Source organism: Roseovarius spongiae, assembly GCF_003651245.1.
GTDB classification, from domain to species: domain Bacteria; phylum Pseudomonadota; class Alphaproteobacteria; order Rhodobacterales; family Rhodobacteraceae; genus Roseovarius; species Roseovarius spongiae.
Map to the genome: position 1 here is coordinate 239,848 of NZ_RAPE01000005.1, position 12,092 is coordinate 251,939.

Consider the following 12,092-nt stretch of genomic DNA (forward strand, 5'->3'; position numbering starts at 1 on the left):
GGCCGATGTTCTCGTCTCCTGTGAAAGACATTGGCCGTTCTTCAGCAGGGCGAAGAAAAAACTTCGATCCGGAAGGAAATCTCCGCAGGATCTTGTCGTCAGCCGGCCCCACCACGCCGGGTGACGACAGGGATCAGCGGACAAGGAACCGCCTTTCATGCGCCGATATGCTGGGTTCGGGTCCGGGGGGGAGCCCGGACCCGGCGGCAGAAAAAGAAAGGCCCCCGCAGCCGTGGATGACTGCGGGGGCCCATCTCGAGGGCAGGCAAGGGGCGCCTACTTGTCGCCAAAACTCCAGGTCTCGGCGGCGTCGTCTGCCGCCGGCCCGTAGAACCTGTCATCGGGCGCCTCCGAGGTTTGTGCGGGTGCGGCATCGACGGGTGCTGCAGCCTCCGCCGCCGGCTGCGTGGCCTGGGAATGCGGCGTCGGGAACTCGAGGCTCAGACCATCCGTCGCGGGAGGCATCTGCTCCTCACGCGGCGTTTCGTCGACTTCGAGCCCGACGAGAAGGCTATCCTCAAGCTCGGCGAGGCGCTTCTCTGTCATTATTGTCACGCGATCCGCGAAGTCCTGAGTGACCTGTTCAGCGAAGCAGCCGATCAGGTCGCGAAAATCGTCATCCGCAAGCTTCTTGTCATACTTGACCATAATCGCGATCCGGCTGCCGTCAGCCATCGTTGCCCGAAAATCAAAGAAGAGCCTCTTCTGCGATCCATCCTTAGCCTGCCAGTTGAACAGCACCTGGTTTTCCAGGTTCACGACATCGGGCCGGGCGAGCAAGACAAGCGCCACGCGCATTTCCGTGAGGCTGTCTGTGTTCATCACGCAGCCGGCACCCGGCCCGTGCACGAAAGCGCAGGCGAAATGCTTCTTTCCGTCGACGGCCGGCTTACGCGCGGTCACGGGGCGAGCCGGCAGCATGGCCTCCGAGTTCGTGTTGGCCGCCGCGGCGTAGGCGAGCGAGCTGCCATCGCTCGTTTGGCTCAGATCAAGGCCGGTTTCGTTCAGATGGTGATCCAATTTCTTGCTCCTTCTTGGTTCTGGCGGGGCACCGATCGCGCCCGGCTCAAGGAGGAAATTGGTTGATCCGAAAATTTCCGAAGCAATTAGGAGGCTGAAAACGCAAGAAAGTTGAAAAATGCCTGTTAAGGCGTTGATACAGAACGAAAGAAAGATTCTCCGGAACGGTGAGCCGGCCGGTGCAGGCGGCTGACCGGCTCCTATCCGGCTCGACGATTGCGCTTTACATCATCGATCTGCCAACCATGAACTCATTGTCCAATGTCTGGATCGTGGAGGCTACAGCCCGTAAAATCATGGTTTCGCACAGCCCCGGCAACGGTGCGGGGCGGAAGGACGAGATCGACCGGCCATGGCGTGTTCGATGTCATGTTTTGACAGATCCAGCATGGATCAATTGCGGTGGCTTGAACCTCATGGCCAAAGGAACTTGTGACCGCCTGATGACCGTATCACCTGCGCGGACTTCACCTATAGCGAAGCGAATTGCTCCATTGCTCTTGTTTTCGGATTGTCGCAGGTTGACGCCATAAATCGAGCGAGTAGACGTGATGCCTTTGACTCTGGCCCAGCTTGAGCGCCACCTTTTTAGCGCCGCAGACATCCTTCGCGGCAAGATGGATGCCTCCGAATTCAAGGAATATATCTTTGGGATGCTATTCCTGAAAAGGAGTTCCGATGTTTTTGAACAGGCGCGCCTTGATGTTATTCAAAGACGTATTGCCAATGGAGCTTCCCCTGCCGCGGCCGCGGCAGATGCCGAGAATAAGGTCTGGTACGGGCGAAGCGGCACTTTTTGGGTTCCACCGCAGTCGCGCTTCGGGTTTCTCGTGGATGAAGCCCATGAAAATATTGGTGATACACTCAACAAAGCTCTCGGAGGGATCGAGTCCGAGAACATCGCCCTGGAGGGCGTACTCGACCATATCGACTTCACCCGTAAGGTCGGGCAGAGCAAGCTCAGCGATGGCAAGCTTCGCCAGCTTATCACCCACTTCGGTGACATTCGCCTTCGGAATGAAGATTTCGAATTCCCGGATCTTCTTGGTGCCGCCTACGAATTCCTTATCGGCGAGTTCGCAGATTCCGCCGGTAAAAAAGGTGGCGAGTTCTATACCCCACGTTCCGTCGTCCGGATGATGGTTCGTCTCCTGAAGCCCAGGCTTGAACATGACATCTATGACCCCTGCTGCGGGTCCGGCGGTATGCTGATTGCAGCCAAGGAATATATCGACGAACATGGTCAGGATGGCCGCAAAGCCAATCTTTTTGGTCAGGAGAACGCTGGCACAGTCTGGTCCATCGCCAAGATGAACATGCTGCTGCATGGCATCAACAGCGCCGATCTGCGCAATGATGATACGCTCGGAGAGCCGCAGCACGTCGAAGACGGCGAACTGAGGCGCTTTGACCGGATCCTGACCAATCCGCCTTTTTCGATCAACTGGGGATCGAAGGACAAGAACCGCGCCGGTGAATATACTTGGCAGCCCAAGTTTCGGGAGCGGTTTTTCCACGAGGTGCCTCTTGGCTCTAAGAAAGCCGACCTCATGTTCCTGCAGCACATGCTGCACGTCACGCGCGACGGCGGAATGATTGCGACGGTCATGCCTCACGGCGTGCTCTTCCGAGGGGGAGATGAGGGCAAGATCCGCCAGAAGATCATCGAGAGCGACCAGATCGAAGCGGTGATCGGCCTCGGCCCGCAGCTCTTTTATGGCACCGGCATTCCCGCCTGTATCATCGTCCTGCGCCAGCGGAGCCACGTGGGAGCAAACCTCGTCTCGGGCAAACCCGAGGAGCGCCAGGGCAAGGTGCTCTTCATCAACGCCGACCGCGAATATTTCGAGGGGCGCGCGCAGAACCACCTGCTGCCCGAGCACATCGAGAAGATCGTCACCACCTTTGAGGAATACCGCGAGGTTCCCGGTTTTTCGACCATCGTCGACCTGAAGACGCTGGAAGAGAACGACTGGAACCTGAATATCCGCCGCTACGCCGACAACGCCCCGCCACCCGAGCCGCATGACGTCCGCGCCCATCTGGTCGGCGGCATTCCCAAGGCCGAGGTCGAGGCAAAGGCCGATCTTTTCACCGCCCACGGGCTCGACCCGATGGACCTGCTCACGCCGCGCGATGACCGCTACCTTGATTTCGCCGCCCATCTGACGGCCAAACCCGACCTGAAACCGGCGATTGAGGCCAATACCGGCCTCCTGGCCCGTGAGGCGCAGATCAGGGACAGCTTCAACGCGTGGTGGACCGCGCATCAGGACAACATCCTGACCCTCGCAGGCGCGGACGATCCGGCGGCGCTTGTCACGCTGCGGGATCAACTTCTTTCCAGCTTTTCGGACACGCTCGAAACCCTTGCCATGCTGGACCCGTTCACGGTGCGCGGGATCATTGCGCAGTTCTGGATGCAGGCGCGGTTCGATTTTCTCACCCTCATGGCGCGCGATACCAAGGGGGTCGTGGATGCCTGGCGCACCTCCATCGTCACGGCGCTGGAGGACAAGGGAAACCGCGAAAACCCGCTCGATCATAAGCTGGTTGCGGTCCTGATGGGCGATTTCGTGCGCGAGATTGCCGAGTTGGAGGCGCGCAAGGCCGAACTTGATGCGCAGATCAAGGCGGCGACTGCGAAGCCGGAGGAGGGCGAGGAGGAAGAGGACGGCGCCGAACCGGTGGACGAGGCGCAGATCAAGCGCTGGAGGAAGGAACTGACCGAGGTCAGGAAAACCCTGAAGGCAAAACATGCCCAGTTCACCGACCGGATCAACAAGGATGTTGATGGGCTGTCACCGGAAGAGGCCGCCTACCTGCTGCTGAAGATCCTGCATGACGACATGGAAAACATCCTGACCCGCTATATCGCCGCGCAGCGCGGGCAGATCGTGGCGGCGTTCGAGAATTGGTGGGACAAGTATCGCGTGACCCTGACCGAGATCGAGGGCGCACGGGCCGAGGCGACCGAGAAACTGGCCGGGTTCCTGAGGGGGTTGGGGTATGTCTGAAAGCCTTGCCCCGACAGCGGAACTCCACGAGATCGCGGATATCAACCCCGAAACACTACCCGGCAACATGCCGGGTAGTTTCGCGTTTCGCTATGTTGACTTGTCAGCAGCGGATCGTGGGGCAATTGACTGGGGGTGCGTCGGTTGGACAACTTTCCTTGCAGCCCCAAGCAGAGCGCGACGGATTGCCAATTCGGGTGATGCGTTGTTCGGCACAGTCCGGCCATATCTGCAATCGCATGGTCAAGTGCCTCAAGGGGAGCAAGGTCCAATCATTGCCTCGACAGGGTTTTCGGTTGTTCGGGCGCGCAGAGGTTATTCTGATCCATCGTTTCTTTTTCACACGCTCATGGGTAGTGCGGTCTTTGAGCAAGCAAATCGGCACGCCATTGGTTCCAGCTACCCTGCGGTGACCGAGAAAGACGTTGCGCGGTTTCGTGTGTTCAGTCCACCTGCCGCCCACCAATCCAAAATCGCCGAAATCCTCGACACGCTGGACGCGGCAATCCGGGGGACCGAGGCAGTGGTGGCCAAGTTGAAGGCGATGAAGCAGGGGCTGCTGCATGACCTGCTGACCCGCGGCATCGACGCAAACGGAGACCTCCGCCCCCCACAGCCCGAGGCCCCCCACCTCTACAAACAAACCCCGCTCGGCTGGCTGCCGAAGGAGTGGGGGGCAGCCAAACTACCCGGACTGGCGATGAACAGCCGCCCAGTTATCCGCACAGGTCCTTTCGGCAGTTCCTTGAAGGGTGAGCACTGGCGGGAAACTGGCAGGCCGGTCATAACTATCGGGTCGTTTGGCGAGAATGGTTTCATCCGCGATGAACTTCTTTTTATTGACGAAAAGAAAGCTGTCAGCATGCTCGAATACGAGGTACATGCTGGCGATCTCGTTTTCTCACGCGTTGCAGACGTTGGCAGAAGTCTTGTTGTGGACGAACGTCAAGCAGGCTGGATCATGTCCTCCAACCTAATGCGGATTTCCGTCGACCCGAAGAGGCTGTTGCCAAGCTTGCTTCACGTCCAGCTTCGGCACTCTGTTCGCCTTCGAAAGCAGATGTCACAACTGGTCAACTCCGCCGGTCGGGACGTCGCAAATAGCGCTGTACTTCTTGCTTTGGATATCGCTGTACCGCAGGTGGAAGAACAGACAATGATCAATCAAGCGATACGCTTGAATAACAATAAGTTGGCGAGTGAAGAACGACAGCTCAACAAGCTCCGCCTCCAGAAATCCGGCCTGATGAACGACCTGCTCACCGGTCGGGTTTCCGTCACGCCGCTGCTATAATCGAGGGGTCTGGTCATGGGACATGAATACTGGGACGTTGAAAAACCCTTCATCGACCAATGTGCTACCATGGGCTGGCAGGCGCAGACCGGCAACATGGACGACCCCGCCCTGACGGGGCGCGCCAGTTTCAAAGAGGTCATCAGCGAGGCCACCCTGCGCCAGCGCCTGCGCGCCATCAACCCCGGCCCGGATGGCCAGCCCTGGCTCGACGATGCGCGCCTCTCCGAGGCTGTCAGCGCGCTGACACGTCACGGCCAGCGCGCGTTGATGGAGGCGAACCAGGCGATCACCGAACTGCTGCTCAAGGGGCTGACCGTCGAGGGCCTGCCCGGCTGGGACGGTGGGCGCGGCCAGACCATCCGATACATCGACTGGGCCGATCCGGCGGCCAATACCTTCACTGTGGCCAACCAGTTCCGCGTCGACTGTCCGCCCGGCCATGACGTGGGCAAGGGCTTTATCATCCCCGACATCGTGCTGCTGCTGAACGGCATCCCCGTGGCGGTGGTCGAAGCGAAAAGCCCCGGTATCCCCGAACCGCTGGCCGAGGCGATCAAACAACTGCGCCGCTATCACAACGCCCGCAAGGTGGCGCTGGAGGTCGAAGAGAACGAGGGCGCGCCTGCGCTCTTCGGTTCGGTTCAGTTGCTGATCGCCACAAGCTTTGATGAGGCCCGTGTCGGCTGCATCGGCGCGGGGTTCGGGCACTACGGGCGATGGAAAACGGTGGTCGGCCCCGATGGCACCGGATCCGAGGATGATGTGGCGGCAGCCTTGGGCAAGAAGGGGCTGTCAGAGCAGGAGCGCCTTGTCGCCGGCATGCTGCGTCCTTCACATATGCTGGACATCCTGCGGCACTTCCTGCTGTTCATGCAGGCGGGTGGCCAGACCATCAAGACGGTGTGCCGATACCAGCAATACCGCGCTGTGAACCGGGCGCTGGAACGCTTGCGCACCGGCAAGACGCGGGAGCAGGATGGCGAGTGTGATCGCCGTGGTGGCATCGTCTGGCACACCCAAGGCTCGGGCAAAAGCCTGACCATGGTGTTCATGATCCGCAAGATGCGCACCGACCTGAGCCTGCGAAAATTCAAGGTAATCATCGTCACCGACCGGCGCGACCTGCAGCGGCAATTGTCCGAAACCGTGACCCTGTCGGGCGATGTGGTGGAACTGGCAACGAGTGCCGGATCCTTGAAAAGGCTGGCACGACGCAAGGGGCCTGGCTTGGTCTTTGCCACAATCCAGAAATACCGCACCGATGAGGACGTTGCCGAGGTCACGAAGGGGCCAGTTTTCGAGGTCCTGAACGAAGATGACAGCATCCTCGTTGTTGTGGACGAGGCGCACCGGACGCAGGCAGGCGATCTTCACGCGAATCTTCTGGCCGCACTGCCGAATTGTGCGCGGATCGGCTTCACCGGCACGCCTATCATCATGGGCGAAAAGAAGCGGACGACGCAGATATTCGGCGAGTTCATCGACCAGTATACGATCAAGGAGGCCGAGGCGGATGGGGCAACCGTGCCAGTGCTCTATGAGGGCCGCACCGCCGAGGGCGCGGTAAAGGACGGCGCCACGCTGGACGGGCTTTTCGAGGACATGTTTCGCGGGCGCACCGACGAGGAACTGGAGGCGATCCGCAAGAAATACGCGACCAAGGGCAACATCCTGGAGGCACCGGCGCTGATCGCCGAGAAGGCCCGGGACATGCTTCGGCACTATGTGACCAACCTCTTGCCTAACGGGTACAAGGCGCAAGTGGTCGCTTACAGTCGCACGGCAGTGGTCCGGTATCACAGAGCGCTCCTTGAGGCGCGGGATGAATTGATGGCTGAGACTTCGGCGCTGTCAGATCGTGATAAAGCCATGGATGATGAAGCCCTCTGCTCCAGGCCGCCGCGGCTGCAGGCATTGGTTCAGGCCTGGCGGTATCGAGACACACTGGAGAAGATCGAGTTCGCCGCCATCATGTCCGGCGGAAACAATGATGACGCGAGCTGGAAGCAATGGACCGACGGCTCTGCTCAGGGAACGAGAATCAAGAGATTCAAAAAACCACTCTTCCACAAGGATCCGACAAAAGCGGACCCGCTGGCATTCCTGATCGTCAAATCCATGCTGTTGACCGGTTTTGACGCGCCAATTGAGGGCGTGATGTATTTGGATCGATCGATTCGAGAGGCGGAGTTGCTTCAGGCAATCGCTCGTGTGAATCGCACCGGCCACGGAAAGACCTGCGGTATCGTGGTAGATTATTTTGGAGTTGCGCATCACTTGAAGACGGCTCTCGCCGCCTATTCCGATGAGGACATTGAAGGCGCTCTCGTCAGCCTGAATGACCAAATACCGGTTCTGGGAGACCGCCACATCCGCGTCGTCGACATATTCCGACGGGCTGGACTTGATGATTTATCTGACGACGAGGGCTGCTTGAATATACTGGCCACCGAGAAGGCTCGCGCCGAGTTTACCGTGAAGCTCAAGGACTTTCTGAAGTCACTCGAAATCGTGCTGCCGCGCCCTGAGGGCCTCCCTTTTGTGAAGGATGCCAAGCGCCTCGCCTATATTCATGCACGCGCGCGCAACCGATACCGTGACGTGCTGGTGATCGGATCGGATGTCGGGGCGAAAGTCCGAAAGCTAATCGATGATCACGTCATTTCTCTCGGAATCGACCCAAAGATCCCACCGGTTCAGCTGACAGATGTCGAATTCGATAATCGGGTAGGTCAGGCATCAGGAGATCGCGCAAAGGCTTCTGAAATGGAGCACGCGATCCGCTCCCACATACGGAAGAACCTTGAAACCGATCCCGTCCGATTCAAGAAGATATCGGAGCGATTGAACAAAATTCTGGATGGCTTCGGACAGCAATGGGACCAGATAATTGAGCAACTGCAATCCATTATTGACGAACTGCGCTCCAGCGAACCTCAGCCCAATGATACAGTCGCAGCTACTCCAGATGTATACATACCATTTCTAAGAACGGTGCTTGAAGCTTTCTCAGTCAATGATGATACACCAGCCGAGCACCTGCATGCTATCCATCAAATGACCAGGGAGGTAGTTGATCGGATCATCGAGGAAGTGTGTGCAAACCGGTCAATCTGGAGTAGTTTCAAGATGGCGGATCAAGAAAACCTTCGATCTGAAATTTTCGAGATCATTTTTGAGAGTAAGACCAGTGGTTTCGACGTTGACGATGCTGAGAGCCTCGCCGACCAGCTTCTGCATCAGGCAAAGGCAAATGATGCCAAGCTCAGGAGCGCGTGATGCCTATCCTTCCGCTCTCTCCGATCCGCACCGGTGGAAAGCCGGCCCGCATCACCGAGAAGAGGCTCGAAGTGGACGGGCTTTCCTTCGATGTGCATCGTAGCGGTAGACGAAAGACCCTCCAAATTACGGTAGAGCGATCTGGAGACCTTTCGATCGTTGCGCCGACCGGCGCTGCAGATCAAGAAATGCTCGACTTCGTTCAAGAAAAACTCCTGTGGATCCACACCAAGCTCGAAGAAAAGGCCCGCTTGCAAAGGCGGGCACCAATCAAAGAATTCGTGGATGGCGAAGGTTTCCTCTATCTCGGAAAGAGCTACCGGCTGCGCCTTATAGACCAGCAACTGGTTGATCTCTCCTTAAAGAATGGCCGCTTCTGTCTTCGCAGAGCGTCGGTTCATCGCGCACGCGATATATTTGTATCGTGGTATGGACACCGGGCCCAGAAGTGGTTTGCAAAGCAAGTGTCGGAGCATGCTACTCGCATGGGTGTCGACATCAGAGAGGTCAAGGTGCAGGATCTCGGTTTCCGCTGGGGTTCGTTCGGTTCTGACGGTCGCTTATTGTTCCATTGGAAGGCAATTCTCCTACCACCGCGAATTGCGCAATATGTCGTGGTTCATGAACTCGCGCATGCGCATCATCCGGACCACTCCGCAAACTTCTGGATCAAGGTGGAGCAGCATTTGCCAGATTGGCGAAACCGCAAGGCTTGGTTAGCAGAGAATGGTGTTCAGGTTGAAGGGCTTTAAGTGGCGGCAAGCAAGCCCGCATACTTCTTCTTCCAGTTGAAGTAGGTCGCCTGGCTGATGCCTGCCTTGCGGCAGATCTCAGACACCGGCGTGCCTTCCTCCCCTTGCTTGATGATGAACGCTTTTTGCGCGGCCGAAAACTTCGATGCCTTCATGTGATTCCAACCGCAAATGGTTAGACCAACAGAGGTGAAGACTACAAAATTGATCGCACGTCACCATTCCTGCAATGGATCACTTCCATATCTATTCTCGCCGATCGTTCCAGGAACCGCACACAGCACCAAAAGAAACGCAAGTGAGAATGCGCCAGAATATGGTGGCGGCAGCAGCGCGATTATGACCCAAAGTAAAGATAGCCATCCGGTAACGCCGAAGTCCCGTAGCCTTTGACCGGTCAGAAAATATTGGGCAATAAGAAAGGGAATGTAAAAGATAAAATAAATGACCCGGCCAGATCTTAGCGGTACATCAAAAAAGATTAGTGCGCCGATCACTAAAGCCATGATTAGCAGAAGGAAGACGTTCGCAAGGATGAAGCTTTTCCGGTTGCGCCTAACCGTTGTCGAGAACCAAAATTCGCTCGCTGGAAGAGACATTATTCGGAATCAACTACGGTCAAAAATAGCGAAAAGAATGAACACCGGGACAAACCAGAAGAATAGCAGTCCTGCCTGAATCCAACTCCAGTCCCAAACATTCACTGCGCCATAAACGCCAAGGCCAGCGCCAAGAAGCGGTATATAGGTTGTGAAGCCTGCGATTAGGAAACCAATAAATCCATCAACTCCTGTGGCATAATCAATGCCATCCATGATCGCGAATAGTTGGACGATACCTATCACAAAATAAGCAATATAAAGAAATACCTGCATTGGTTAGATACTCTCATTCATAAACAAGGCCTTTATAGGCGGTGCCGCTGGCCAGAGAGTAAGTGATACTCGGTAGCTATCGCAAGATGACAGTTGCACAGAATGAGACAAGGGAGGCACAAAAGCCCGAGTTGTCTTAGGTCACGAACAGGCTGCTGAAAAGGTCCGGCATCAACCAAAACACCGCCCCAACAGGGTGATTTTCGACCTCTCTCGTCGAACTGACGAGAATCTTTCAAGACAGGCAGCGATCAGCTATGCGAGTACTACGGGCCAGAGTTCTTTTTCAACAGCCTGCTAAGGGCTCAGAGCTCGGTGCGGCAGTGCGGCAGCCATCTGGGTGTTCCTTCGGGGTATCTGGGCATTCCGACATGGACTCGACATGGACGGCCCTATGCCGACCCTCGTGTTTTGTGCGTCGCAGGGCTGGGTTCAGCCGGAACATCTCTTGACAGTCTGGGCTCTCTATACCTTCATCTCGGCACTGATTGTAGCCAAGTTGAACGCGTGATGGGTCTGATCTTCTTCCTTTTGACTGTCATGTTGGGCCTGCCCTGTGTGGCGACTGCGAAAGATATGACCTTCGAGATCGTCTATATGAACCACACCAACGTGGTCGTGGCTGACGGCGACATTACCGCGAAAACGCCGGAGGCTTTCCAAGCCTTTCTCGACACCAGCCCTTTTGACGGGTTCCGGTTTGTAGTCGCACTGAACAGTGGCGGGGGAAGCCTTGTCGGAGGGATGAGGCTCGGTCAGATGATCCGGGAAAGCGGGCTCGACACGACGGTCGAGGCCTATCCTCCAGATGCCACCACAGGAAAGCCCGGATATGCAACACGACCGGGCCAATGTTATTCCGCCTGCGCGATCGCTTTCCTCGGAGGCGTGCGCCGCGCGAAGCCCGAGGAGGCTAAGCTCGGCTTCCATCAGTTTTCTTCAGCAGGGGGTTCCTTTGAGGTCCGCGAGAGCGTTTACATGACAGAAGCCGTGGCGCAACTCATGGGAGCGACAGTCCTGGGCTATATCCTCAAGATGGGCGGGGAGCCGGAGCTGTTTACGCGCCTCAGTGAGACGCTGCCGCATGAGATGTGGAAGCCAAGGACCGATGATCTCACTGGCCTGAAAATCATCACCCGCGAAACCTTTCAGGACTTCGAGTTCGAACCCTACGGACAAGGGGTTATCTCCTATGCTCAGTCAGCAGAAAATGTTGCCGGGCGATCCGTAGTCGGCCAGATCACCGCCTATTGCAAAGCGGGCGTGCCTTATGTCTTGCTTTCGGCTCTGAAGCTTGAGCACGGAACCGATGCGCGCACCCGAACGCTCATTGCCGAGGAGCAAAATGGCTACGTGATTTCGGCAGAAGGAAGGGGTAAGCCAGCGAAATACGGTCCCGGCGCGGTCAATGTGCGCATGTCTGAGGGACTGCCGCTGGCTGAGCTCCAACTCGACGCTCGCGGTGTGGATCTCGTGACCCGCGGGCCAGTCCTGATCCGGGTCGATTTTCCGGCGGCGGTCGGCGCAATATTCGCGCTGCGCACCACGCCATCACAGCGTGACTTGGCCGCGCTTTCCGCAGCCTTCCGGCTCTGTTTCAGATAGTCCTCGACGCAGACTGCGACGTCGCAGCTTTCATGGAGGCGCGCCCATTTGAACAAAGAATAAGAGCATCTTATCAATCTGAAGGTGGCAGGGCGGGGTGGCGTCTGCCAGCGACAGGCTTACGACGACAGGTAGACTGCAATCGACGATTTTTTCGGCCCACAGCTGGCTTTAGCTCTATGTCACGGCGCCGCAACGCAGCACTCGAAGCCGCCATTGCAACTCTATATTCTTTGGGAGCTCAATG

At 57.3% G+C, this 12,092-nt stretch carries 8 protein-coding genes and 1 pseudogene; 5 read left to right on the forward strand and 4 right to left on the reverse strand.

Going from position 1 to position 12,092, the window contains the following annotated elements; all coding sequences use genetic code 11:
- Window positions 1-276: 276 nt before the first annotated feature.
- A complete protein-coding gene (locus D6850_RS16360) occupies window positions 277-1,020 on the reverse strand; it encodes a hypothetical protein (RefSeq protein ID WP_121168682.1) in 744 nt (247 codons plus the stop codon).
- A gap of 551 nt (window positions 1,021-1,571) precedes the next feature.
- On the opposite strand from D6850_RS16360, the gene D6850_RS16365 reads away from it, so the two are divergent.
- From D6850_RS16365 to D6850_RS16380, 4 genes are read left to right on the forward strand one after another with little or no spacing between them, the layout of a single operon-like run.
- Window positions 1,572-4,037, forward strand: coding sequence for a type I restriction-modification system subunit M (locus tag D6850_RS16365; protein WP_121168683.1), 2,466 nt, complete (start codon window positions 1,572-1,574; stop codon window positions 4,035-4,037).
- Complete coding sequence (locus tag D6850_RS16370; RefSeq protein WP_121168684.1) at window positions 4,030-5,331, forward strand: restriction endonuclease subunit S; 1,302 nt, start codon at window positions 4,030-4,032, stop codon at window positions 5,329-5,331. Before D6850_RS16365 ends, D6850_RS16370 begins: the two co-directional genes overlap by 8 nt.
- 15 nt (window positions 5,332-5,346) lie before the next feature.
- On the forward strand, window positions 5,347-8,613 hold the full coding sequence (locus D6850_RS16375) for a type I restriction endonuclease subunit R (protein WP_121168685.1): 3,267 nt from the start codon (window positions 5,347-5,349) through the stop codon (window positions 8,611-8,613).
- A complete protein-coding gene (locus D6850_RS16380) occupies window positions 8,613-9,365 on the forward strand; it encodes a M48 family metallopeptidase (RefSeq protein ID WP_121168686.1) in 753 nt (250 codons plus the stop codon). The genes D6850_RS16375 and D6850_RS16380 overlap by 1 nt, the downstream gene beginning before the upstream one ends.
- Window positions 9,366-9,373: 8 nt before the next feature.
- Here D6850_RS16380 and D6850_RS16385 read toward each other — a convergent pair.
- The 3 genes and pseudogenes from D6850_RS16385 to D6850_RS16395 form a co-directional block, all read right to left on the reverse strand.
- Window positions 9,374-9,520 (reverse strand): annotated as a pseudogene (locus D6850_RS16385) (transposase); the annotation flags it as partial.
- A gap of 60 nt (window positions 9,521-9,580) precedes the next feature.
- The gene (locus D6850_RS16390) at window positions 9,581-9,964 is read right to left on the reverse strand and encodes a DUF805 domain-containing protein (protein ID WP_121168687.1); all 384 of its coding nucleotides are present in this window, start codon (window positions 9,962-9,964) and stop codon (window positions 9,581-9,583) included.
- Window positions 9,965-9,973: 9 nt separating this feature from the next.
- Complete coding sequence (locus D6850_RS16395) at window positions 9,974-10,240, reverse strand: hypothetical protein (RefSeq protein WP_121168688.1); 267 nt, start codon at window positions 10,238-10,240, stop codon at window positions 9,974-9,976.
- Between the two features lie 510 nt (window positions 10,241-10,750).
- Between D6850_RS16395 and D6850_RS16400 the strand changes: the two genes are divergently transcribed.
- On the forward strand, window positions 10,751-11,845 hold the full coding sequence (locus D6850_RS16400) for a COG3904 family protein (RefSeq protein WP_121168689.1): 1,095 nt from the start codon (window positions 10,751-10,753) through the stop codon (window positions 11,843-11,845).
- Window positions 11,846-12,092: the final 247 nt, after the last annotated feature.